This is a genomic window from Lacihabitans lacunae, from assembly GCF_042649125.1.
GTDB lineage: Bacteria > Bacteroidota > Bacteroidia > Cytophagales > Spirosomataceae > Leadbetterella > Leadbetterella lacunae.
This window is the reverse complement of record NZ_JBHRYQ010000001.1, coordinates 2399254-2423925: the sequence shown is the minus strand read 5'-3', so window position 1 is coordinate 2423925 and position 24672 is coordinate 2399254. Positions and strand designations below refer to the sequence as shown.

General features: G+C 39.1%; 18 protein-coding genes. 11 read left to right on the top strand and 7 right to left on the bottom strand.

Going from position 1 to position 24672, the window contains the following annotated elements; translation table 11 throughout:
• The first annotated feature begins 724 nt into the window (after window positions 1-724).
• Window positions 725-1423, top strand: a complete 699-nt coding sequence (locus ACFOOI_RS10555; protein WP_379837797.1) for an MIP/aquaporin family protein — start codon at window positions 725-727, stop codon at window positions 1421-1423.
• 9 nt (window positions 1424-1432) lie between these two features.
• Complete coding sequence (locus ACFOOI_RS10550) at window positions 1433-3352, top strand: acetoacetate--CoA ligase (protein WP_379837795.1); 1920 nt, start codon at window positions 1433-1435, stop codon at window positions 3350-3352.
• Between the two features lie 63 nt (window positions 3353-3415).
• Here ACFOOI_RS10550 and ACFOOI_RS10545 read toward each other — a convergent pair whose 3' ends face one another.
• From ACFOOI_RS10545 to ACFOOI_RS10535, 3 genes are all read right to left on the bottom strand, one after another.
• Complete coding sequence (locus ACFOOI_RS10545) at window positions 3416-3913, bottom strand: DinB family protein (protein ID WP_379837793.1); 498 nt, start codon at window positions 3911-3913, stop codon at window positions 3416-3418.
• Between the two features lie 95 nt (window positions 3914-4008).
• Window positions 4009-4479: a YdeI/OmpD-associated family protein gene (locus ACFOOI_RS10540; RefSeq protein WP_379837791.1), complete on the bottom strand. Its 471-nt coding sequence runs from the start codon at window positions 4477-4479 to the stop codon at window positions 4009-4011.
• Window positions 4472-5425: a helix-turn-helix transcriptional regulator gene (locus ACFOOI_RS10535; RefSeq protein ID WP_379837789.1), complete on the bottom strand. Its 954-nt coding sequence runs from the start codon at window positions 5423-5425 to the stop codon at window positions 4472-4474. The genes ACFOOI_RS10540 and ACFOOI_RS10535 overlap by 8 nt, the downstream gene beginning before the upstream one ends.
• Window positions 5426-5625: 200 nt before the next feature.
• Here ACFOOI_RS10535 and ACFOOI_RS10530 point away from each other — a divergent pair, with 200 nt between their 5' ends.
• The 4 genes from ACFOOI_RS10530 to tamL all read left to right on the top strand — a co-directional run bounded on the left by ACFOOI_RS10530 (window position 5626) and on the right by tamL (window position 16789).
• Complete coding sequence (locus tag ACFOOI_RS10530) at window positions 5626-8070, top strand: DUF5686 and carboxypeptidase regulatory-like domain-containing protein (RefSeq protein WP_379837787.1); 2445 nt, start codon at window positions 5626-5628, stop codon at window positions 8068-8070.
• 91 nt (window positions 8071-8161) lie between these two features.
• Window positions 8162-9502, top strand: a complete 1341-nt coding sequence (xylA, locus tag ACFOOI_RS10525; RefSeq protein ID WP_379837785.1) for a xylose isomerase — start codon at window positions 8162-8164, stop codon at window positions 9500-9502.
• 166 nt (window positions 9503-9668) lie between these two features.
• Window positions 9669-14483: a translocation/assembly module TamB domain-containing protein gene (locus tag ACFOOI_RS10520; protein ID WP_379837783.1), complete on the top strand. Its 4815-nt coding sequence runs from the start codon at window positions 9669-9671 to the stop codon at window positions 14481-14483.
• The gene (gene tamL, locus ACFOOI_RS10515) at window positions 14480-16789 is read left to right on the top strand and encodes a translocation and assembly module lipoprotein TamL (protein WP_379837781.1); all 2310 of its coding nucleotides are present in this window, start codon (window positions 14480-14482) and stop codon (window positions 16787-16789) included. Before ACFOOI_RS10520 ends, tamL begins: the two co-directional genes overlap by 4 nt.
• Before the next feature lie 179 nt (window positions 16790-16968).
• On the opposite strand, the gene ACFOOI_RS10510 is transcribed toward tamL, so the two are convergent.
• From ACFOOI_RS10510 to rsmG, 4 genes are all read right to left on the bottom strand, one after another.
• Window positions 16969-17307: a hypothetical protein gene (locus ACFOOI_RS10510; protein ID WP_379837779.1), complete on the bottom strand. Its 339-nt coding sequence runs from the start codon at window positions 17305-17307 to the stop codon at window positions 16969-16971.
• Window positions 17308-17331: 24 nt separating this feature from the next.
• Window positions 17332-17670 (bottom strand): hypothetical protein, encoded by a 339-nt coding sequence (locus ACFOOI_RS10505; protein ID WP_379837777.1) that lies wholly within the window; start codon window positions 17668-17670, stop codon window positions 17332-17334.
• A 96-nt stretch (window positions 17671-17766) separates the two neighbouring features.
• Window positions 17767-18444, bottom strand: coding sequence for a hypothetical protein (locus ACFOOI_RS10500; protein ID WP_379837775.1), 678 nt, complete (start codon window positions 18442-18444; stop codon window positions 17767-17769).
• 3 nt (window positions 18445-18447) lie between these two features.
• Window positions 18448-19068, bottom strand: a complete 621-nt coding sequence (gene rsmG, locus ACFOOI_RS10495) for a 16S rRNA (guanine(527)-N(7))-methyltransferase RsmG (protein WP_379840216.1) — start codon at window positions 19066-19068, stop codon at window positions 18448-18450.
• Between the two features lie 161 nt (window positions 19069-19229).
• On the opposite strand from rsmG, the gene aroB reads away from it, so the two are divergent.
• The 5 genes from aroB (at window position 19230) to ACFOOI_RS10470 (ending at window position 24607) form a co-directional block, all read left to right on the top strand.
• Complete coding sequence (aroB, locus tag ACFOOI_RS10490; protein WP_379837773.1) at window positions 19230-20258, top strand: 3-dehydroquinate synthase; 1029 nt, start codon at window positions 19230-19232, stop codon at window positions 20256-20258.
• A 138-nt stretch (window positions 20259-20396) separates the two neighbouring features.
• The gene (locus ACFOOI_RS10485; protein ID WP_379837771.1) at window positions 20397-20951 is read left to right on the top strand and encodes a DUF4136 domain-containing protein; all 555 of its coding nucleotides are present in this window, start codon (window positions 20397-20399) and stop codon (window positions 20949-20951) included.
• Between the two features lies 1 nt (window position 20952).
• Window positions 20953-21510, top strand: a complete 558-nt coding sequence (locus ACFOOI_RS10480; RefSeq protein ID WP_379837769.1) for a DUF4136 domain-containing protein — start codon at window positions 20953-20955, stop codon at window positions 21508-21510.
• A gap of 62 nt (window positions 21511-21572) precedes the next feature.
• Window positions 21573-23054 carry a DUF1800 domain-containing protein gene (locus ACFOOI_RS10475; RefSeq protein ID WP_379837767.1) on the top strand — a complete coding sequence of 494 codons (1482 nt, stop codon included), beginning with the start codon at window positions 21573-21575 and terminating at the stop codon, window positions 23052-23054.
• A 5-nt stretch (window positions 23055-23059) separates the two neighbouring features.
• Complete coding sequence (locus ACFOOI_RS10470; RefSeq protein WP_379837765.1) at window positions 23060-24607, top strand: DUF1501 domain-containing protein; 1548 nt, start codon at window positions 23060-23062, stop codon at window positions 24605-24607.
• Window positions 24608-24672: the final 65 nt, after the last annotated feature.

Here is a 24672-nt window from a genome sequence, read left to right as displayed (position 1 = left end):
AATATTATACTGTCAAACGGTTAATTTTTACTTTTAAAGAAAACATAGCTTAATCCTACCATTGAAGCCTTTTTTTTATCATTTTGAAAAACACCCCCTTTCATTAACTGTGTTGCCTGCCAGCGGGGCCTCCATTTTTCCGTTAGGCCGGACCCTTCAAAAAAAAACGAATCGGAGTGGCGTACCACCAAAAAAAACAGCACGGTGGCGGCCTTCCGCCCTGCAAACTTGCACAATTAAAATTCTTATTGTCAATGTTCTAATAAAAATTTATTTCTCAAAAGAATTTTAACAGTGCTCAAACAGTGCAGGGCGATGTAAAGATTTATTTGTCTATTTTTTTTTCCGTATGACAGTAAAATTAATATTCCTTAAAATCTTAAAACAGTCCGTTTAAAAAATTTGAAACACGGTAATTTGGAATATTATAAAATATTTAAAATCAAATTTTTTTAGAGGATCATTGTTTTAAGAGTGTTTTTTTGCCTTCTTTTTTTCAAAAAAAAGAAGGGCCCCACCGGCAAGGTGACGCTTAGTGAATTTTAGGAAGTACATTTGTGAAGATGTCGAAAATACACCGTTTTGTAAATTTTAAGCCTAATTTTTAATAATATTTAAGAATAGTCAAATACCAGTAATTTTTTACTAATTATTTAATTCGGGAATTATGCAATAATTCCTTAATTTGCTACAATTATCAACCTTAACAATAACCAAACAAACTATGACACCATCTCCTTTTTTGGGTGAACTTATTGGCACTTTTCTTCTTATATTTTTAGGCGAAGGCGTGGTAGCCAACGTTTTGCTCAAAGGAACCAAGGGCGAAAATTCAGGGCTTATCATGATTACCACCGCATGGGGACTTGCCGTTACCATGGGTGTTTTTGTGGCCCAAAAATTTGGAAGCCCAGACGCACACCTCAATCCGGCCCTTACCATCGCATTTGCTTTTAAGTCGGGCGACTGGTCCAATGTTGCTTCCTTTATTTCTGCTCAGTTTATCGGGGCATTTTTAGGTGCGGTGTGTACGTGGTTGTTTTATTATCCTCATTTTGCAGCCACCGAAGACAAAGGCCTAAAGCTAGCGGTGTTTTCAACAGGACCTGCCATCAGACATACACCTTCAAACTTTTTTGGTGAGTTAGCCGGCACATTTGTGTTGTTTTTGGGCGTTTCTGCCATTTATAGCGAAACAGGCACAGGCGTAGGCCCGTACCTTGTGGGTATGTTGGTTTGGGTAATCGGTAATGCACTCGGAGGCACCACGGGCTATGCCATTAACCCTGCTCGTGACCTTGGTCCTAGAATCGCACACGCCATATTGCCAATAGCAGGCAAAGGCAGCAGCGACTGGTCATATTCGTGGATTCCGGTGGTGGCACCTATTGTTGGGGCTGTTTTAGCCACATTGTTGTTTTAAATTTTTAATATGTCAAAGCTTTTATGGTCTCCGACAGAATCGTATATGTCGGAGTCAGAATTATATCGTTTTCAGGTTTTTTTAGAAAAAAAGCAGCAGCTTGTTTTTAATAATTACCAAGAGATGTGGGCATGGTCTATCGATAAGCCTGCGGATTTTTGGCGTTTAGTTTTAGCGTTTTTTGATATTCAATATTCAGGCAGTTTTACGGAGGTTCTCATAATGCCCGAAAGCGGCATGATAGGCACAAAGTGGTTTGAGGGAATATCGCTCAATTATGCTGAGCATATTTTTAGAAATGCTACAGCCGAAAGGCCTGCCGTTATTTTCAAAAAAGAAGGACAAGCCGCTCAGCACATTTCATGGGAAACACTGGGTAAGCAGGTTCGAGCTATTCAACATTATTTATTAAAAAATGGCTTACAAATAGGCGATAGGGTAGCGGGATATTTGACAAACTCTCCTGATACTTTGGCCGTATTTTTAGCGGTAAATGCCTGTGGGGGTATTTGGTCGTGCGTTTCGCCTGACTTTGGTTTGGAGAGCATCATTGACCGTTTTCAGCAGATTACCCCTAAATTCTTATTTTTTGATCAAAAATACACATATAACGGAAAGCTTTTCGATAAGTCCTCGGCTATTGAAAGTTTGCTTAAGCAACTGCCAAGTGTAGAGCATGCCATAGAAATTGGCGGTAAAACATGGAATGAAATATTAACCGAAAATACCGAAGGTAAGACTTTGGTATTCAAACGTGTACCTTTCTCGCATCCCATCTGGATATTGTATTCGTCGGGTACTACCGGCAAGCCAAAGGCGATTACCCACAGCACGGGTGGTAACCTGCTGGAGCACTACAAAGCATTGGCTTTTCATCAAAACCTAAAGTCTGGGGAGCGTTTCTTTTGGTATTCTACCACAGGTTGGATGATGTGGAACTATTCTATTTCATCGCTTTTGGTTGGAGCCACGCTTTGTTTATATGAAGGTTCGCCTTCTTTTCCTGAAAACACCTCACTTTGGGACTTTGCAGCAGAAAATCAGATAGACCACTTTGGAGGCGGAGCGGCTTATTACATCCATTCCATGAAATCAAAGTTGGAGCTTTCAGACATATCGCTGAATTTAAAAACTATCGGTTCTACCGGGTCACCACTTTCTGAAGAGGCTTTTGACTGGTTAAATGTTAATTTTCCTACTACCCAAATTATCTCTTTGTCTGGCGGAACAGACGTTTGCTCGGCTTTTGTGTCGGGGTGCCCGTTTTTGCCTGTTTATTCGGGGCAGATTCAGTGCCGTACCTTGGGTTCGGCTGTGTTTGCATATTCAGATTCGGGAGAAGAGTTGGTCAATGAACCTGGAGAATTGGTCATAACCAAGCCGATGCCTTCTATGCCCGTTTATTTTTGGAATGACGAAAATAACCAAAAGTACCACGACAGCTATTTTGGTAACTTTGAAGGGATTTGGTCACACGGAGATTTGGTAGAAATTAACCAAACTGGCGGTGTGATTATACACGGAAGGTCAGACGCCACACTTAACCGAGGTGGAGTAAGAATAGGTACGGCCGAAATTTATAAAGTTATAGACGGCATCTCCGAAATTCAAGACAGTTTGGTGGTTTGTATTGATTATAAAGATGGCAGTTCGCTAATGAAACTATTCATAAAAATGAAAGCGGAGGAAGCATTTGGCGAAGACCTGATAAAACGAATTAAAACGGAACTTCGCTCGCAGTTTAGTCCAAGGCACGTGCCCGATGAGGTTCTTCTCGTAAAGGATATTCCATATACAGTTTCGGGAAAAAAAATGGAGATTCCGGTGAAAAGACTTTTGATGAATTATCCTTTAGAAAAAGCAGTATCGCTAGACGCTATGCGAAACCCAGAAAGTATTCAGTGGTTTTTGGAGTATCGAAAAGTGTGAAAAGTATAGTGGTAAAATATAAGCAAAAAGCACCTCGAAGGTGCTTTTTGCTTGTTGGGTAACTCAACCCATTTCGTCAGCACTTGGGCCGTATGGTCCCGGTACCGGAATGTCTAGAAGGCGTAGGCATACCTGCAACTGAGCCCTGTGGTGGGCGTTTTGCCCCATGGCATGTCTGAAAGTCTCCCATTTTTCTAGAGTCAACCATACTTGATCACCCGAGCACATCACCCACGGCTGTTGCAATATGTCGTCAGTAGATTCGTCAAGGGCAATTCTCGCCTCAGCCAAACTTTCTTCAAACCTCGTCAGCAATTCTTCTGTAGTATTAATCACCGCCGCTGGCTCAGTAGGCTCTGCAAAATCCCACTTGTCTTTGGTTAGGCCCATCGATATCATTTGGGGTATTTCTGCCAAGTGCGTAGCGAGCGTTCTGATATCCATGCTTTTTGGGTGAGGTCTCCAATCCATTTTGTCGGCTGGCACTATGGCGAGCATTCTTTTGGTTTGAACCGCTTCGTTTTCTAATTCTTTCTTAAATGCTTCAATAAATGTGATCATGTTTTTTTTGATTTATGAGTTTTTAGAAAACCCGTTTTTTTATATTTTTTCAAATATCAGCAGTTCGTGTGACAGCCCTATGTCAGTAGGCATTATTAAAGGTCATAATACTTTTTGCCTTCTTCTAGCTTGTCTATCATTTTATTTATCCGTGACACTTTGGTTTCCATGGTTTTAGCTTCCATTACCGAGTCCACATAGTATTTTTTGTTTGATTCTGTCAGTGTCTCAAAAAACGCCCTTGCTTTTGGGTAATCTTCGAGGCAAATCAGCACATCTTCAGGTACTATGTATTCGCTTTGGTCTTGGAACAAAACCACATGCACGACGTCTCCTTCTATTATGCCCGTTTTTTTTCTGAATTGAGCATTGAGCGGAAGCATAAAGTTGCCGTTTTTCATCGACGCCATTTTTTGGTTTTCTAGCTCAAAATCATTTATGGTGCCTTTTATTTTTACCCAAGGTGCTCCTTTTAAGGCTGGATTGAAAATAGATATATACGTCCAGCCGCCCTTGCCGGGGTATTTTTGAACCGTGATTTTCTTATCAAAAACAGGTTTACTCATGTGCCAGTCTAAGTTTTATTTTTTGAAGTTGTTCTGAGACCAATTCTTTCAATTCAACAGGTGAAACAATGTCAGCGGATGCACCTAGCCACAAAAACCAATGTGCAAAACCCAACAGTGAGGGCGACAAAAAACGCATCCGGACACTGCTTGGTGTTTTGGTTTGGCTCACAAAACCCATAAAATCTTTTTGGTTACCTATTAGTTTATAGGCTTTTTGGTCTACCTCTATAATAACCTCCGTTAGCGGACGGGTGTCAGGTTTTAGCTCCGTAAAATACTGTACACTCGGGTGCTTTTTGCTGAATTTTTTCGAAGTGATTTTAAAATCCAAAATTCTGTCTGTTCTAAACTGCCGGTAGTCTTGTCTCAAATTACAATATGCTACCAAATACCAATATTCGCCTTGCACATAAATGCCTATCGGGTCTATTTCTCGCTTTTGACTTTCAAGGTCAGAAAGTCCTTCATATTCTATCTCGATGATGCGTCGCTCACTTATGGCTTCATAAATCTCCTGAAAATTCGCCGCTTTTTTGTCGGTATCTTGTTTGGGTACTTGCTTCCTTACTTCTATATAGCTGTTTACATCCTCGAGTTTGTCTTTGTCATTTTGTCCTAAAATCGCCTTTATTTTAAAAAGTGCGGCAGAAAACGCCTTTTGGGTTTGTGCGTCGGCTTGTTTTTCTATTAGTTTTTCGGCCGTAATAAATGAAAGAGCCTCTTCGGTAGTAAAATGAACCGGTGGCAGTTTGTACGATTTCATCAATGCATATCCGATGCCCGCCTCGCTCAATATCGGAATTCCGCCTTGTTCCAAACTTCGGATGTCTCGATACACGGTTCTTAGACTAATCTCAAATCGGTCGGCAATTTCTTGAGCTTTTACCACTCTTTTTGACTGAAGCTGAATCAAGATAGCGGAGAGGCGGTCTAGGCGGTTCATGTTTTTGAGAGTCTTTATTAATAGTAGGCGTACTTTTATTGGCAATTAAAGCAAAAAAAGTCTCATTTTTGTGTTAGGTTTTAAAATGCTAAGATTTCTGCCTATACGTTTCATTGTAGCATATAGGCCGAAAAATGAGTTTTTGAACTTAAAAATAATAATACACTTGTTTCGTTTCAGACTTAACTAATTACTCCCTTTTGAAACTATTTTACTTAAAATCCATACTCACGGTTTGGGTCAGCTTTTGTTGTACGTTTTGTTTTGGCCAAAACTACTTTAGCCTCCGAGGTTATGTTTTAGACGAAGCCAATGAGCCTTTGGCTGGAGCTAATATCCGAGTGGTAAACCTAAACCTAGGCACCACCACCGACGCCGACGGCAAATACGAAATGCGACTTTTAGAAGGCTTAAATCGAATTTCGGTGAGTTACACCGCTTACCAAACCGAGGTGGTAGAAATAGTGCTAGATGTAGACAAAGTCAAAAACTTTATAATGAAACTGGACCACAAAATGTTGGAAGACTTGGTGGTTAAAGTCCGTAAAAAAGATTTTTCGTACGAGGTTATTCAAAATGTAATCGCTAACAAAAGTGCCATGCTCAATCAGTATCAAAACTACAGCAGCAAAGTGTACATTTTGAGCACAGAACGCATGCACGAAAAAGCAAAAGTTAGTACAGGAAAAGAAGACGAGCCCGACAAGAAAACGGTATTAAAAGATACCATAAAAATAAACCTATTTGAGGCCGAGCTCATTAAACACGAAGATGTGCAAGGCCACCAAAAAGAGGTAAAAGAAGCCGTAAAAAAAGTAGGCGAGCAGCTCAGTCTGTACTACAAGTCGATTACCGACGGAGATTTTAATCTTTACCAAAACACCCAAAGGGTAAAAAAAATAGGCGATAATGCCCTGGTTTCGCCTTTTAGCGACATCGCGTTTTTGAGTTATAAATTTGAGATGATGTCTGTTTTTTATGAAGGAAATCAAAAGATATATCGAATAAAAGTAACACCCAAAAAGCTAGCTAACGCCCTTTATGAAGGCGAAGTGGAAATATTAGATGGCCTTTGGCTGATGCGAAGCTGTAACCTGAGCCTAAACAAACGCTCGCTGATGCTCTATGATTCTTTTAGTTTTACTCAAAAACACGAACTCGTAAATGGTAAATGGATGCCGACTAATACCACTTATTTTTGGGACATAAAAGAAGGGAAAAGCAAAAAAGAAGGCAAGGCCGAAGTGCTTCAGTCTGATTTTAAGTTTGATATCGAGTTGCCAAAGCGATTCTTCGGAGTAGAGGTTGGTTTAACCGAGAAAGAAGCCTACAAAAAAGACAGCACCTTTTGGGATGCTATACGGCCAAAACCTTTGGATTCATTGGAGCGAAACGCCATAATAGCGGATGATAAACTAAAGCTGAAACTCAGCTCCAAAACTTACCTTGACTCAGTAGATAAAGTGTTTAACAAAATCACATTTACCAAAGTGGCGTTTTTGGGCATTGGGCATATCAATAGGTTCAAAAAAACAGAGTGGTATTTTAATCCGGTGGGTTTAATGGTTAACCCTGTTGGGTTTGGAGGCTGGCGTGTAAACTACGGCATGTATTACCGAAAGGTTTTTGAAAATCGGAAAGTAGTAAATATTTCGCCCAACTTTAACTATGGTTTTCTTAACAAAGACCTGCGGGGCAATTTCAATACCTATTTTTTCTATAATCCGCAGCGGGTTTCTTCCCTCAATTTTACGATTTCTTCTAATTTTAATGTCATAAATGGCTCGGCCACGCTGCGTGATGTGGCCCGTAGAAGTAACTTTTATGAGTCAAAAGTAGTGGCCGTTAGGCACCGAACCGAACTTGTAAATGGTTTGTATGTGAACACTTTGCTACAAATAGAAAACCGAAATGACCTGTCGACGTTTAAGTTTGGCAACTTTGGTGACCAGCTTTTTAGCGATAATAAACCTGAGGTTTTTCCTGAAAGTAGAATCTATAAAACCGGCATTGGGCTTTCGTACACGCCTCGCCAACTTTACTTAAAAGAGCCCTACGAAAAGAAAATATTGGGCTCCAAGTTTCCGACTTTTAGTGTAAACCTCGAAAAAGCGTGGCCAAGCCAAAACGCCAGCTCGTTTACCTATCTTTCTGCCGATATCAAGCAAAGCTTTGGCGTAGGTATTTTCGGGATTTCAGAATACAAAATAAGCACCGGAAAGTTTTTGGATACCACACGTTTGGCCATAATGGACTATAAATATCAGCGTGGGGGCGACTCTTATTTTTTCTCTCCAGCCATGTCTACTTTTCAGTTAATACCGAGAACCTTCTCCACCTTCGACTGGTTTTTAGAATCTCATTATCAGCACCAGTTCAATGGCTTTTTTACCTCCAAAATTCCACTTTTAAACAAAACCAAAATCAGAGAAGTAGCCGGTGCGGGTTTTCTGTATGTGCCTGAGCGAAATTATCAATATTCGGAAGTTTATGTGGGCCTTAATCGGGTTTTTAATGTCGGGCGGTTTTATTTTAGAGTGGGTAGCTACTACGTGGTGGGGCAGTCTAAAGAATTTGGAGTGCGAAATATGTTCAAATTTAGCTTTGAACCTTACAATCGAAATAATAATTCGTGGAGTTTCTAAAATATTTCAAATATTATTTGGGAATGTTTTTAGTTAAATGTACTTTTGACACTTAATTAAGTATAGTTATATTTTTACTTTATAAAATAATATGTCAAAGTTAAACATCACGTTAGGAGATAAGGAGTACTTTCCGTTTGTGAAAGAAGCCATAAAGTTTGAAGGCAGAGAGTCTGATAACCCATTAGCATTTAAATTTTATGATGCTGATAGAGTAGTAGCTGGTAAAACCATGAAGGAGCATCTTCGTTTTGCTATTTCATACTGGCACACATTCTGTGGAACAGGTGGTGATCCATTTGGCCCAGGAACTAAGGTATTCCCTTGGGATGCTAAAGCAAATGCTCTAGAAGCAGCTCATGATAAAATGGATGCGGCTTTTGAATTTTTCACAAAATTAGGAACAGAATTCTGGTGTTTTCACGATGTTGACATGTCGCCTGAAGGAAATTCGCTTGCTGAATACGAAAGCAACCTTGCTAAAATAGTAGACTACGCTAAAGCAAAACAAGCGGCTTCGGGTGCTCAGTTGCTTTGGGGTACTGCAAACTTGTTCTCTAACCCACGTTATATGAACGGAGCCTCTACAAACCCAAATTTTGAGGTTGTGGCTCACGCAGGTTTACAGGTTAAAAACTGTATAGATGCAACGATCGCTCTTGGCGGTAAAGGATATACGTTTTGGGGAGGAAGAGAAGGATATATGTCGCTTCTTAACACAAAAACAAAGAAAGAGTTAGACCACATGGGTCAGTTTTTAAGAACTGCTCGTGACTATGCCCGTGCAAACGGATTTACAGGTACATTCTATATTGAACCTAAGCCAGCTGAGCCGTCTAAGCATCAGTATGACTTTGACTCACAAACAGTTATCGGTTTCTTAAAAGAGCAAGGACTAGACAAAGATTTCGGTCTTAACCTAGAAGTTAACCACGCTACTTTGGCGGGTCACACGTTTGCTCATGAGTTGCAAATGGCAGCAGATGCAGGTATGCTTGCGTCTATAGATGCTAACCGTGGCGACTACCAAAACGGATGGGATACAGATCAGTTTCCAGTTGATATATTTGAATTAACTGAAGCTATGTTGATTATCCTTGAAAACGGTGGTTTCACTACAGGTGGTATCAACTTTGATGCTAAAACTAGAAGAAACTCAACAGATTTAGAGGATATATTCATCGCTCACATTGGCGGTATGGATGTTTTTGCTCGTGCCTTATTGGTTGCAAACGACATTCTTACTAAGTCGAAATACAAAAGCATGAGAGACAGCAGATATGCTTCGTTTAACTCAGGAAATGGAGCAAGGTTTGAGAAAGGAGAGCTTACACTAGAGGACTTGGCTAAAATAGCGAAGGAAGTAGGGGAGCCGGCTCAAATCAGTGGAAAACAAGAATTATTTGAGATGATAATTAACCAATACATCTAAGAATTTTAGGTGTTGATTTTAAGCAAAGCAGTTCAATCCTTTGGGTTGGGCTGCTTTTTATTTGTGGGCTTTCCACTTTTTGACCGTTTTTTTCGTTATTTAACTACTTAAATAGGTTATTTTTGTATTTAAAAATAAACCAAAGAGTCAGCGAGCATCGATTTATATGACGGAAAAGACAAAAAAAACAACTTTACGAATATTGGCAGGTCTATTTTTAGGCGTGTGCTTGTTGTTTTTAAGTGTTTATATTTTCCTAAATTCACTTACAGGCCAAAAGACTCTCGGCAATTGGGTTTTCTCCAAACTTTCTGAACAAATCAAAGCCCCCGTTTCGGGAGAAGTTTCCTACAGTATACCTGACTGGGTAAATATCAAAAACCTTAAAGTTTTGGATGAACAAAAAGACACCTTGCTTTTTGCTCAAAAACTAAAGGTAGACTTAGATCTTTGGAAACTGTTGGATAATAAAATAGAAATTAACCAAGTAGACCTAAGTGCTGCGTATGTCAATATTTATGATAAAAATAATAAGCCAAACTATCAGTTTATAATAGACGCTTTGGCTTCAGAACCAGATACAACCGCTGCACCTTTTACCTATCAACTAAGAAATATAAAAATACAGAACCTAAAAGCCAAATACGCTGATTCTCAGGCCGGGCACGCTATTTCGGCAAATCTAAAAGACCTCCAAACTGGTTTTGATGTATTTGATTTAGATAAACTTAAGTTTGTGCTCAAGCCTGCCAACGTAAACGGCCTGACGGTAAATGGAACCATAGGAGGCTCCGCGACAGATACCTCACAAGTAACCAAAGTAGAAGAGTCAAGTTCGTTAGACCTTAAATTTTCAGAACTAGATTTAAAAAATGTCAACTGGCGATTGGCCATGCCTGCTTTAAAGAAAAACACCCAAGGACAGAATTTAAATGCAAGTCTTTCTGCAAAAGACATCGATTTGCCTAAAGGGAATTTTGAACTTTCTAAGTTTAGCATTAACGCAAAAAGTATTAGCTATCAAACACAAAGTCTTACTAACAAAACTCCGGGCGTATTTAATGCTGATGATATAGCTGTTCAAGACTTTGAAGGTACTTTTAGTAAAATTTTGGTTTCTAAAGATAACCTCAGCTTGCTGGTTGATAACTTTACTGCCAAAGAACAAAGCGGTTTTGAACTCCAAGACTTAAGCACCGAAGTGAAAAAAGTGGGTTCACAGGTTTCGGTCAAAAACTTTGTGGCCAATACTCCAAAATCTACGTTGAGTTTTGAGGCAGAAACTGTTTTAAATGAAAAAGACATTGCCAATTCTACCTTTGACCTAAATCTACAAAAAGCCAAGTTAGGTTTAGACGAGTTGTTATTTTTTGATAAAAAAATATTCGAGAATGCGTACCTCAAAAACCTAAAAGGGCAAAACATACTGGCCAATGGAAAAATATCGGGGAGCAGCAAAAAAGTAAACCTCGAGAAAGTAAATGTATTGGCACCTCAAAATACGAATCTAAGTTTAAGCGGTTCTGTTGCTAATTTTTCGGAGCCTATTTTTGATTTAAATATTCAAAACTTCAGTTCTTCTCGCAAAGACATTCTTAGCATTGTGCCGAAAGACCAACTGCCAGAAAACATTAATTTGCCAAATACAATCGCTCTAAATGGTACGGTGAAAGGTAAAGTCGAAGACCTGAATTTAAACCTAAAGCTCCGCTCTGACTTCGGTAATGCCGGTGTGGTGGCTAATCTGAAAGGATTTACTGGAAACAAAAAACCTGCATACACTGGCCAAGTGTCTATCGATAACTTTGATTTTGGTAAAACACTGGGCGACACCAGTCTCGGTAAAACCACCGGGCATTTAGACTTTAACGGCTCAGGGCTTGCTCTTGACCAAATAAACGCTCACCTTTCAGGCGAGTTAGCCAAGGTCTACTATCAAGGTAAAACCTATGAGCAAATAAGCGTAGATGGGCAGCTAAAAGATCAGATTTTTAAAACTCAGTTAGACATTAACGACCCAGCGGCTAAGGTTTCGTGGAAAGGGGACATTGACCTTCGAAATCCCACATTGGCTATTTCGGGTGATACCAAAGTTTCTTTTTTGGACTTGAAAAAAATGGGGTTTGTTACCCAAGATATTCAGATTCAGGGCGATTTAGATTTGCGTACACTTGAACTTGACCCTAAAAATCCGAAGATTGATTTGAACGGAAAAAATATCAATGTATATGTAGACAAAAAAATGTACGCTTTGGGAGATTTATACTTGAAGTCGCTCAATACTGAAAATAAAAAACAATTACGTTTAGAAACCGCCTTCGCTAAGATTTCACTTGACGGAAATTTCGAATACGATCAGCTGCAGGAGGTCATCATGACCGAAATTAATAAGTATTTTAAACTCCCTGGTTTTACTCCAAAAATAGCCCAGCGAGATTATAACATGCAGGTGGTTGGAAATGTAACCTACGATCCAATTTTTACGGCTCTTGTGCCAGGTATCATAAATTTTGAACCTATTCATGTGGTTACGGTTTTAAGGAGCGACGGCGAAGTGCCCCTTGCTGGAAATATTACCATACCGTATATGCTTTATGATTCTATACAAATAGAAAATACCTCACTCGATTTTTCGGGCGATAGCAAATCATTGGATTATCAACTGAGCACCGACAGGCTTTCAAACTCCTCGTTTAGACTTAGAAATGCCTCTTTGGTAGGTAATTTAGAAAATAACATTGCCTATTTTGACCTTTCGGTAAGAGATACTACGGCACAAGTTATTCACGCTTTGCGTGGAAATGTGGCCAGTATAAACGAGGATCTGAGGTTGTCATTTGACGAAGATGGCATGCAGCTTTTTTATGAGCAGTGGGCGGGTAATCCGTATGGTTTTATTGACTATGGACCTAAAGGAGTCCTGTTTAACAATGTAGTTTTTACCTCTGGAAATCAAATATTACGAATAAACTCTATCGATGCTGAGCCAAATGGCCCTATTCGCTTATTTACAAAAGGCATAGATATAAATTATTTGACCACCGCCATTTTACAAGATTCTACGCTATATGGTGGTGTGCTAAATTCGGATTTGGTTCTGAGCGATATTTTAGAAGAGACGCCTTCTGTTTCAGGAGATATAAACATAGACGACCTAAAAGTGAACCAGATTTACTTGGGTGGTTTCAAAGGAAATACACAAACCGATAAACTTGGAAATATTACCTTAAACGCTACGCTTTTTGGCCCAAGTGCAGACGTGAAACTTAATGGTAATTATAATCAAAATAAAAAAGACGCTTTAGACTTTGTGCTTGATATCACGGAGCTACATGTAAAAGCCCTACAGCCTTATATGGAAGATATATTGGGCAATCTCGATGGAAAAGTAAACGGCTCATTGGTGATTAAAGGTGCGGCAGACAGTCCAAATATTAACGGTTTTATGGCTTTAGATACCTTAAGTTTTAAGGTCCTTCAGACCGGTGCCAAAATGGGCGTTAAAAACCAGAAAATTAAGTTTGATAACCAAAAGGTGCTTTTTGATAAGTTTGAACTGAAAGATGTAAACAATCAAAAACTCGTAATGAACGGAGAAGTTGACATAAATCACCTGCCTGACTTCAGTTATGATTTTGATATTAATACCAAGGAATTTAACCTCATCGATTCCAAAAAAGACGAGACAGAATTGTTTTATGGAAAAGGCTATTTTGATGCAAAGCTGAATTTAAAAGGTAAAGGCATGGATTTCTTTCTGACGGGAGATATCAATATTAAAGACCGAACTAATTTGACGCTACTGCTCGAAGACGAAAGCCAGGCAGCTAGTGAATTAGAAAGTATTGTAGACTTTGTGAGTTTTAAAAACAACGACAAAGAAGGTGCCGTAAAAGCTAAGAAAAAAGAAAGTGGGATAAACTTTTCGAATGCCGTAAATCTTAATATTGACGTGCCCGAAGAGGCTCAACTTAATATTTTGATGGATCCCGTAACTGGCGATTTAATGACCGTTAAAGGCCGTGGTAAATTCAACGTGGGTTTTGACAACAACGGCGACTTGTTTATTTTGGGTAAATATGACATTGTAGACGGATCGTATAATTTGACGTATCAGATTATTCAAAAGAAGTTTTTGATAAACGAAAACAGCAAGAGCTATATCTCGTGGTCGGGTGATCCTATGAATGCCGATTTGTCTATTTCGGCCGAATATAAATTAGGTAGAAAAGCATTAGATAAATATCCGTTTGACGCCACAGTTTCTGAGCTTAAAGACGCTAAGTTTAACATCCCACTTGAAGTTGATTTGGTGGTTTCAGGTATACTTTCGAGTCCAGTCATTAACTTCCAATTGGTTGTAAATGAAGACGATATTGGCAGCTATAGCAAACAGTTTCAGTCGCAAGGTTTTGCTGTAAAAGACAGCAAAGGCATAAAGACCTTGGGTTCTACATCGAAAGACAAAGAAGAAAAAATCAAAGACCAAGCCATCATTATGTTAGTAACTGGGGCATTTAGTCCAGAGTCTTTGATAAGCAACATTACGAGTGCAGAGAGTTACGAAAACTTGGCCCGCAAAACCGCCAGTGATCTCATAACCTCGCAGCTAAACCGATACGCAGGAGGTATTATAAAAGGTATAGACCTAAACTTGGGTTTACAGTCGGGTTATAACTCAACCAACGACAGCCGAAATACCAACCTGAACCTCGGTGTAAGTAAAAAACTGGCCAACGACAGACTGATAATTTCGGTAGGTAAAAACTTTGAACTAGAAAATAAAGATCTGAGGTCAGATGAGATTTTTGACAACATTACCGCCAACTGGATCATCACTAAAGATGGACGCTACCGACTGAATATTTTTAGAAAAAACTTAAACCAAATGGTGATAGAAGGTTCTGTGGTTGAGACAGGACTCGGATTTGTGATTGCCATCGACTATGAAACTTGGAAAGAACTTTTAAAGAGAAAATGAGAATTTCTACATACATATTGATTCTTTTGGCTTCGGCTTTGGGGTTTTCTTCCTGCAAAATAGCGAAGCACCTTCCCGAAGGCGAAAAGATATATGTAGGTGCTGCTATAAAAATGGTGGAAAACGACTCTACAGGAGCCAAAGCACCGCTTGATTTGCAAGAAAACTTAGATGGAGTCTTGAGGCCACAGCCCAACACCACCACATTTATAAAGCCGTATCCATACAAAGTGGCGTTTGGTTATATGATAGGTGAGCCAAAGTCTGAGAAGGGTTTACGTGCGTGGTTAAGCAAAAAGTTAGGTGAAAAACCGGTATTTATAAATGAAAAAACGATTGAAAAAAACGCCGACAATTTACGTGATTATCTAAAGACAAAAGGGTATTTTGAGGCAAGTGTAAAGGGAGAATTAAAGACAGGAAAAGTTTCGGCTAGTGCTGATTATACGGCAGTTTTAAACAGCAGAAAAAGAATAGACTCGGTGTGGTTTTACGAAGGCGAAACCACTTTTGAACAAGATTTTTATAAGGCCGCTTACAAGTCTGATTTAGGAGCATATTTTGATTTAGAAACAATCAAAACCGTTAGAAGTGGCATAGAAAGTAAGCTTCGTAAAAACGGGTATTACTTTTTTAAACCTGACTATGTGGCCATTGAGGCCGATACGCTGATCTCCGAGGGAGGTATTTATATTCGGATTTTCCCGGCCACCGATATGCCATATAGTGCTCAAAAGCAATATCAAATAAATGATATTTTTGTAAATATTGATTCCCAAACTAAAATAGTGTCTAACGACGACCCAAATTCGTTTGACTTTTTTAGAGGATTGATTTTGGATGACCCAAAAAATAGCTACAAGGAAGAAATGTTTAAAGACGCCATTGCTTTTAGACCGGGTACTTATTACAATTCAGAACTCCAATCTATCACAAATAATAGGCTGGTGGGCTTGGCAAACTACAAGTTTGTTAGGTCGCATTTTGAAGTGGTAAATAGACTAGATTCTACGCTTTTAGATGTGTATTATAACCTCCAAACCCAAAAGCCGAAGTCTTTGCGTGCGGAGCTAAACGCCATTTCGCGTTCGAGTGGTTTGGCGGGTTCGCAGCTGAGTATCAACTGGCAAAATATCAATACTTTTAAAGGTGCTGAGTTTTTGAAACTCTCTGTAAACGGTAACTTAGAGCTTCAAGTAGGTGGAAACACCGGTAGCGAATACAGAGATAACTACCGTTTGGGTTTTGATGGTTTACTGAGTTTTCCGCGTTTTTTAGCTCCATTTATTAAAATTGACCCAGAAGAAAGTAAAGTTTTGCCCAAAACACAAATCAAACTCGGTTACGAAAGCTTTATAAAAACAGGACTTTATAACCTAAATTCTGCCAGAGGGTCGCTAAACTATGCTTGGACCAGAGGCAGAGGAATAGAGCATTCCTTAAAGCCGATTGGAGTAAACTTGGTAAAGTCAAGCAACATTAGTACGGTATTTATCGATGAAATATTTAATGACCCTCGCTTATTGATAATCTTAGAAAATCAATTTATAGCAGGTGGTGGCTACGAAATATCGGTAAATCCTAAAACACACCATAAAGGGTACTTGACTTACAGAGGTGCGTTTGATTTTGCCGGAAATGCCTTCGGTTTAGTGGATAAAATACGCAATGACCCTGAAAAAACTGGGCGTATTTTCGGAGAATATTATGCTCAATACCTGAGATTTGAAAATGATTTGAGGTATAAAAGAGACGTTTCGCAACGCGTTACTTGGGCCAATAGAGCCATTGTGGGCGTAGGTGTGCCATACGGCAACTCGCTTCAGTTACCTTTTGTGAGTCAATTTTATGTAGGAGGAAACAACTCCCTTCGTGCATTTAGAGCCAGAGGTGTTGGACCCGGAACTTATGCACGTACAGGTTCACTTGCTGAGCAGTTTTTAGGAAACAATACCGGCGATATCAAAATAGAAGCAAATACAGAGATAAGATACAAAGTCAGTAACTTTATTAGCACGGCTTTGTTTGTTGACATGGGAAATGTATGGATGTTTAAAGACGAATATATCTACGGACCGGGAGCACTATTTAGCAAAAACTTCTATAAAGAAATGGCAGTAGGTACGGGTCTCGGGCTTAGGTTTAATTTCTCTTTCATTATATTCAGAATAGATTTGGCCACGCCAGTAGTGAAACCGTGGTTAGACTCAAGCGAAAAATGGGTTCTGAAAAATGTGCAGCCATTTAATAAAACATGGAGAAAAGAAAACATGGTTTGGAATTTTGCGGTAGGACTTCCATTCTAATTTAAACCCGTTTTAAGCATTAGGATTTCGGTATTATGGCTTAATTTTAAGAGGGTTTACGTACTGATTTTTAGTAATTTAAGGTTGTAATAGATTTTCTTGTGCATAGGTCTGTTTAAAACAAAAAAAAACATCGCTATTAAACGATGTCTCTCTTCTATTTCGGAAAAGGCGTAAGATTAAAGATCTTTGAACTCTACCAAAAACTTGGCAAACTGATTTTCGTTTAGCACTTCTTTAAGTTCATTGTGATACTTCTCTTTTGTAGTTGATAACTTCGCCGTATCGTTACTCTCTCTCAGTCTTTTTATTACCTTGGAGTTCACTACGTTTATCATGAGTATTTTTTCCTCTTGGGCTGCATCAAGGCTCAAAACCGAAGTCATTTTGGTTGTGAGAGCTTTGGCTTCGGCCTCTGGGCTAGCTATCGTAGCACTTTGAGTACCGGTGTTTGGAACTGTCCCTGGTGCACATGCAATAGTACCAAACAAAAGGGATATAAAAAGTAATTTTTTCATAGTAATTCGCTATTTAATAGTGATTTAAATGTTTCCATATTTTTCCAAAAACTTCGAATATTGATTTGAGCTCAATACCTGCTTTATCTCGTTTTTGTATTTTTCTTTAGTTGTAACTATTTCTTGAGTTTGGTTATTGTCCTGTAGTTTTTTTAAAATTGCAAAATTCACCACATTTATCAATAGTACCTTTTCTTCTTGCGTATTGTCGAGGTTTAATACGGTTTTCATTTCTGAGGTAACCCTTCTTGCTTCCATTTCTGTGCTAGACTTTGAACTCAAAATGCTGCTGCTCGGAGTAGTGACACACGCCACTGCCGAAAACAAAATAAACATCCCTAGAAATAAGCTTCGTGCTTTCATTTTTTTAGTTTTGATTGAATACAAATCTGCGTATTAACTTTCGATATTACAAACCATTAGATAGCAATATATACGAAGGTTTTGTTAATGAAGATGTTAAGAGATTATACCTACTGGCCTGCCAATCTCATCATATAAATTATTTGTCAGGCTTCCGATGTTAATTTCGGATACATCTGCAAGGTCAAATGGCCGCAAAACTGCCACTATTTCGTAGTCTCTGACCCTACGCCATATCGGACGCATGGTGCCGCCGTAGCTGCCAGTTTCTGCCAATGGGTTCCATTGGTATTGGGCATCTACAAGCGTTCCTCTAGGGGCCATTATGGGCGGCAAGCCTGTGTTTCTATAGTCCAGATGGTCGGGGTGTGGGAGTCCGATAGCATGTCCAAATTCATGGGCCGCGGTGGTAGACTCTCCGAGGTTGTCTGTGATGAGCCAATGCCCAGAGTTTTGACCAATTCCGAAGCCCATCATAGAGCGTTCGGCGGTGTTTTTTTCTTCTATTCGAATGAAGTTTTCAGCATAACTAAGGTTTGAAATGCATTTCTCTAAGATAGTTTCGGCCGAATGGCACACATAATCTATCGAAAATATTACTTCGTATGGGAGTTCGTTTACTTCAAAGATTGCTTTGGGTTCGTTCCAAAGCGTATTTATTTCTAAAATTATCTTTTCTGCCAAAATAGGCTCCGCAAAACTTCCGTAAAAATTTAGTGTAGCCGATATCGTAATGCTTTTTGTGTCGTGATTTATTTTGGCAATTGCAGACATATATCAAAAGGGTACGTAAACCACTTTTTTTGTTTCAAAAAATTCTTCTTCAAAAAACGTAGGCAAGTCATATATTTTGTACTTACGTTTAGTTTCTGCCATTTCTTCTTTTAAGTCTCCGCCTTTCAAATACAAAATGCCGTTGTCGAGCGTATTAAAGTGGTTTCTGTTTATTTTGTGTTTTATCCACTCCACAAAAGGCTCCATGCGAGTTACGGCACGGCTAACGATAAAATCATAAGAGCCTTGTATTTTTTCGGCTCTTTCGTGGTCTGCTTTTACATTAGTTAAGCCTAAGCCAGCCGCTACTTCGTTTACCACCTTAATTTTTTTTCCGATAGAATCTACCAAATGGAAGTTTACCTCAGGAAACATAATGGCAAGCGGAATACCCGGAAAGCCACCTCCTGTGCCCACATCGAGAATGTCTGAATCAGCCACAAAATTACAAACCTTGGCGATGCCCAGTGAATGTAAGACGTGTTTTTCGTATAAATGATCCATGTCTTTTCTCGAAATCACGTTTATTTGGGCATTCCAGAGTTCGTAAAGCTCTCTCAACTGTCCAAATTGCTTTTTTTGAGTTTCGGTAATCTCAGGAAAATACTTGATGATAATGTCTATGCTGTCCAATTTGATGCGTTTTTTTTACAAAGATAATTGTAAGTATCAAAAAGCAATCTATTTAAAGCCGCCTTAAGGCTATTTTTTGTTTCTTTAGAAAGTCTAAACGTTGACTTTCGTAAATAAACCGTATTTTTGCACACCAAAAAAATACAATTTATATGTCTGTTCAAATCGCTCCGTTTTCTAGTGCCATAGCCACTTACTTGGCTGATAAGTCTTATTCAAGTGTTTTTGTTATTACGGATACCAATACCAAAAAGTATTGCTACCCTTTAGTGAGAGATTTGTTGCCAAAGCACGTACATTTTACTATCAAAAGCGGAGAAGAGAACAAGACTTTGGCTACCTGCGAACTCATTTGGGAAGCCATGACCAACGCAAACCTTGACAGACATGCCTTAGTGATTAACCTCGGCGGTGGTGTAGTAGGCGATATGGGAGGGTTTTGTGCGGCCACTTACAAAAGAGGCATTGACTTTATTCAGGTACCCACTACGCTTCTGGCTCAGGTAGACGCCTCGGTAGGAGGTAAGTTGGGTATCGATTTTCACGGGTTCAAAAATCATATAGGGGTCTTTACTTTGCCTCAGTCGGTGCTTATCGATGCCGATTTTTTGAAAACACTGCCAGAAAGAGAGCTCCGTTCGGGTTTTGCAGAAGTAGTGAAACATTGTTTGATACAAGACGCCAACAAATGGTCCGAAATAAAAGTAAAAGATCTTGCAGACCAAAACTTGGCTGATTTGATTGCCCATTCGGTAGAAATAAAGAAAAAAGTGGTAGCAGCTGACCCAACAGAAAAAGGCTTAAGAAAAATTTTGAACTTCGGACATACGCTTGGCCATGCCATTGAAACGTTTTTTCTTGATCAAGGAAAAAATAGATTATTGCACGGCGAGGCCATTGCTGCGGGCATGGTAGCTGAGTCATATATTGCTTTTGCTAAAAATATGATTTCGGAGAAAACATTATCTGATATTGAGGAGTTTATCTTTTCAGTGTACGGAAATGTTTCTATTTCGGAGGCCGATTTTGACAGTATCATAAAACTGACATTGCAAGACAAGAAAAACAAAGGAACCGAAGTGAGAGCTTCAGTTCTTAACGGCTTAGGCTCATGTGCTTACGATGTGGTGATTACCAAAGCAGATATGAAAAAGGCTCTTAAATACTATTCAGGGTTGTAATTGAAAGTATTTTAGTAATTATTGAAATAGAATTTAGTTTTTGTTCTTGCAAAATCAAAAAACTTTGTAAATTTATTTTACTTTAGTCAACTGATTAGTAAAGAATTACGTAACTGTAGAAACCTAAACTTTTATTATATGAAAAAATTACTATTTATTGCTTCTGTGTTAGTCGTTTCACTTTCTGCCTGCAATTCTTCAAGAGTAATGGTAGACAATGATTACAGTTACGATACCGACTTCACCACATACCGCTCATACAACTTCTTAAACTGCGAAATTGACACCTCCAATATTTGTTCTGAAATTCAAGACGCAATCAGAAGACAAATGAAAGCCCGTGGCTACAAAATCTCAGATGAAGCTCCTGGACTTTTGGTTAGTTACAGCATCATCAAAGAGCGTGTAGGCTACAAAGGCTACTTTCAGCCATCGCTTGATCGCTGGGTAAATAAATATGACAATGAAGACACCTACAAGGTCCAAAACTTTAATTTTGGTGGAGGCATGATCTTAGTTTCGCTGCTCGATGCCGAGTCTAGCAGATTAATTTGGAGAGGATATGCATCGGGTGTTTTTAATAAAAAAGTAAACAAGCCCATCAACTACTACAGAAGCGTAGTGAGGAGCATATTTGATCAATATCCGCTCTTTGCGGCAGGCGAAAAACCACGAAGAATAACCGATATGTAAAATGAAGCGAATTATATTCAGCCTCATTCTATTAGCTAGTCTGTCTTCTTGTTTCCGAAATCGTGTTTTTGTGGAGCACGATTATAGGTATTCTTTGGGTTTTGAAAATTACCTCACCTATAGTTTTGTGGACTGTCCGCGAGATACCAATTTTTTATGTGAAGATGTGCAGCAGGCCATTATGGCCCAAATGCAAGCCAGGGGATACCGATATTCGGGTAGTAGTCCTGACTTGTTTGTAAATTTTCATGTGTATTATGACGCCATAAAATATACCGGATATGACCAGCCCACTATGGGTTTTTGGTTAAACGACCTCAATGAAGAAGAAAAATATAAACAAGTGAAATACAGCCTCAAAAAAGGCACACTGATGATTTCATTGATAGAAGGCCAGTCGTCTGAAATTGTTTGGCGAGGCTATGCCACGGGTATATTTAACGACCATTCGAATAGGAAAAGTTACTTCAAAAATATTGTCACCACCATATTTGCGGAATACCCGTTGTTTGCCACCGATGTAGCTTGGAGAAGGTCAAAATTAAATAAGAGCATCTAAAACAAGGCTTTTTTTGTAACTTCGATTCTAGTTTTACTATTTATCAAGAAATGCCCGTTTGAATGTTTGCCCCATATTCGCAAGTTTTAAGTTTGCCTGACGTACTTCATCTGCTGAGAAGGCTCTCTTTTTCTGTGGATTGGAAAACCGCTCAAGGTTTTGTGGGTAAAAATTCAGATGCTGTTATTGAGCAAATTCTTAATGCTGCCCAAAAACCGCCTGCACTAACAAAATTCCTTTGGTTAGATATTGGATTCCCTTCTTTTTGGAAGCTTTCGGGTGAGGAAAGGCAAAGACTTTCTGACGATTCTTTCCGACGGATGTACCAAGAAAACTATGAGCTAAAGCGAGAATGGATGAAGCAGATGACGGTTCAGCCCATAAGTTTTGCAGACAAAATGGCTCTGTTTTGGCACGGGCACTTCACCACCAAGTTCGCTATCGACGATTTGTTTCCAGCATCTTTGATGTATAAGCAGTTAGAGCTTTTTAGAAACTTTCATCAAGGGAATCTTCGACTTTTGATTGAATCTATCATTGAGGATGGGGCCATGCTCGTTTATTTGAACGGGAAAGACAATACTAAAAATGCCCCAAACGAAAATTTTTCAAGAGAACTATTAGAATTATATACCACTGGCATTGGGCACTATAGCGAAGACGACGTAAAAGAAGGAGCACGTGTGTTTACAGGTTGGAAAGTCAATATTTTTACCGAAGAATGGCAGTCTGTTCCTATTTTTAAATCATTTGTTTTTGCCCTCGACCATGACTTTGGCGATAAAAAATATTTAGGAGAAACCATACGTCCGTCAAGTACTTTGTCACAAGAAAATGCGGTTAAAGATGAGGTTAAGCAATTGGTTGATATTATTTTGAGGAAAAAAAGTGTGGAGGTGTCTACTTTTATTGCCGCTAAACTTTTCCGGTATTTTGTGTATAGCAACCCCAAAAAAGAGGATGATGCCTTGATAGCTCAACTTGCGAGTAAATTAAGATCAAGTAACTGGGAAATTAGACCCGTTTTAGACCTGCTTTTTAAATCTCAGTTTTTCTTTTCTGAAAAAGTTAAAGGAGTTCAAATAAAAACACCAAGCGAAACTGTGGTGGGTATTACCAAACATTTTGATGTAAAAGAAGACTGGAAAGAGTGGGTAATGCTTACCATGGGGCAGGAGCTGCTCAACCCGCCAAATGTGGCAGGCTGGCCCGGGTATAGGAAATGGATGGATACCCGTACGTTGCCTTTTGCTATTCAGCAAATGTCAAGTTTTATTTGGAGTCAAACCAACGTCAATATGGTGAACTGGGTCAAGCAATTTCAAAATCCAGAAGATGTAAACACGCTGCTGCCCCAGATTTTAAGTTTGTTTTTTGCAAAAGAACCCACCGCCGCACAAATATTAAAATATAAACAAGAGCTTTTGGGTTTAATTCCTGAATACGAATGGCCAAATATGTTAGAAACTGTGGAGTCAGCCGCTTTTAGGCTAAAGTTATTGATGGTGGCAATTTTTAAATCTCCTGATTTTCATCTTTGTTAAGAATTATGAATAGAAGAAAATTCTTAAAATATAGCACCGCAGGTTCGCTCTTAACTTCGAGTCTCGCATTTGGCAAAATACCCGTTTTAGCTAGTGGTATAGACATGGCAAATCCGGGAGAAAATATTTTAGTTATCATTCAAATGTTTGGTGGAAATGACGCTCTCAATACCATTATTCCGGCAGACAATGACTTGTATTATTCTTCATTCAGAAGAACCTTAAATATTCCAAAAAATAAAGCACTTAGACTTTCTAATACCACTTCTTATCTGCATCCGGCCTTGGGCTATGGTACCAATGATGGCCTTTATGGCCTATTTAAACAAGGAAATTTGGCGGTTATTCAGGGAGTGGGTTATCCAAATCCAAACCTGTCACACTTTAGGTCTACCGATATTTGGTTAAGTGGAATTTTACCCAAAAACGACGCGGAGCGATTAGAGTCCGGGTGGTTAGGGAGATATATTGAAGGTGCGAATTTGGGTAGCGAGCATCCAAAGTGCATGAACATTGGCAAGTCTTCGTCGCTTTTGTTTCAAACCGGAAGTGAAGATTTAAGTATCGGGCTCGAAAACCCAAAGGATTTTTATGAACAAGGCAAAGACTTGCTTTCTGGAGAAAGTTTTTTGAGCGGCGAGTCTGATTATGTGACGGAGCGTAACTTTTTGTTAGACCTTAGCATTCAGTCTAATAAGTACTCTAAGATAGTTAAAGATGCTTTTGACGCTGGTAAAAACACAACTTCATATTCCGACACAAAACTAAGCAATGAACTAAAATTGGTCTCTCGTCTAATATCTGGCGGACTAAAATCAAAAGTCTATTTATTAAGTATCGATGGTTTTGATACCCATGCCAACCAAGGCACAGTGGATGGCAAACAGGCGGCCCTATTGACTGAAATAAGTGAGGCCGTGAGTGCATTTATGGCGGATCTAAAAGCTCAAAATCTTTCTAAAAAAGTATTGGGAATGACCGTGAGTGAGTTTGGCAGAAGGCCAAACCAAAACGACAGTGGCGGCACAGACCACGGTGCAGCAGGAGCTATGTTTGTTTTTGGAGAAGAGGTAAATCCTACGGTTTTCGGCGAATCTTTTGGTTTTTCAAACTTAGATGCAAACAAAGATTTCAAATATCAGTTTGACTTCAGAAGCGTATATGCCGAGATATTATACAAATGGTTTGGCGAAGAAAAATCTAAAGGAAATTCCATATTAAAAGATTCGTTTGACTTTTTGCCGGGAGAAGTACTTCGTAAAAAGTTTTCGCCAGGCGAAATTTTAGGAAAAGAGCGGAGCAACGAAAGTATGATTTATCCAAACCCTACCCCAGATGGCAATGTGGTGGTAGAATTGAATTTGTCTAAGCCAGCATTGGTTTCCATATCTTTTACAAATGCAAGGGGAGTAAACTTTAATGTGGTTTCTGAGGTACCTTTTGGTGCAGGAAAACAGCAATTTCCTATGAATTTATGGGGAGGGTCAGGGCTTTATTTGGTAATAATTCGTGTTGGTGAAAACATTAATACACATAAAATTATTTGGGTATAATGTGCTTTTTGTTCTTTTGAAAGTAAAGATTTTGAAGACCAAATGTGCTTTTTTGTAATCTAAAC

Bases quoted from the DNA above. Each gene is read 5' to 3' on its own strand.
- ACFOOI_RS10555 (WP_379837797.1), top strand. From the start codon at position 725: ATGACACCATCTCCTTTTTTGGGTGAACTTATTGGCACTTTTCTTCTT.
- ACFOOI_RS10550 (WP_379837795.1), top strand. From the start codon at position 1,433: ATGTCAAAGCTTTTATGGTCTCCGACAGAATCGTATATGTCGGAGTCA.
- ACFOOI_RS10545 (WP_379837793.1), bottom strand. From the start codon at position 3,913: ATGATCACATTTATTGAAGCATTTAAGAAAGAATTAGAAAACGAAGCG.
- ACFOOI_RS10540 (WP_379837791.1), bottom strand. From the start codon at position 4,479: ATGAGTAAACCTGTTTTTGATAAGAAAATCACGGTTCAAAAATACCCC.
- ACFOOI_RS10535 (WP_379837789.1), bottom strand. From the start codon at position 5,425: ATGAACCGCCTAGACCGCCTCTCCGCTATCTTGATTCAGCTTCAGTCA.
- xylA (WP_379837785.1), top strand. From the start codon at position 8,162: ATGTCAAAGTTAAACATCACGTTAGGAGATAAGGAGTACTTTCCGTTT.
- ACFOOI_RS10520 (WP_379837783.1), top strand. From the start codon at position 9,669: ATGACGGAAAAGACAAAAAAAACAACTTTACGAATATTGGCAGGTCTA.
- tamL (WP_379837781.1), top strand. From the start codon at position 14,480: ATGAGAATTTCTACATACATATTGATTCTTTTGGCTTCGGCTTTGGGG.
- ACFOOI_RS10510 (WP_379837779.1), bottom strand. From the start codon at position 17,307: ATGAAAAAATTACTTTTTATATCCCTTTTGTTTGGTACTATTGCATGT.
- ACFOOI_RS10505 (WP_379837777.1), bottom strand. From the start codon at position 17,670: ATGAAAGCACGAAGCTTATTTCTAGGGATGTTTATTTTGTTTTCGGCA.
- ACFOOI_RS10500 (WP_379837775.1), bottom strand. From the start codon at position 18,444: ATGTCTGCAATTGCCAAAATAAATCACGACACAAAAAGCATTACGATA.
- aroB (WP_379837773.1), top strand. From the start codon at position 19,230: ATGTCTGTTCAAATCGCTCCGTTTTCTAGTGCCATAGCCACTTACTTG.
- ACFOOI_RS10485 (WP_379837771.1), top strand. From the start codon at position 20,397: ATGAAAAAATTACTATTTATTGCTTCTGTGTTAGTCGTTTCACTTTCT.
- ACFOOI_RS10480 (WP_379837769.1), top strand. From the start codon at position 20,953: ATGAAGCGAATTATATTCAGCCTCATTCTATTAGCTAGTCTGTCTTCT.
- ACFOOI_RS10475 (WP_379837767.1), top strand. From the start codon at position 21,573: ATGTTTGCCCCATATTCGCAAGTTTTAAGTTTGCCTGACGTACTTCAT.
- ACFOOI_RS10470 (WP_379837765.1), top strand. From the start codon at position 23,060: ATGAATAGAAGAAAATTCTTAAAATATAGCACCGCAGGTTCGCTCTTA.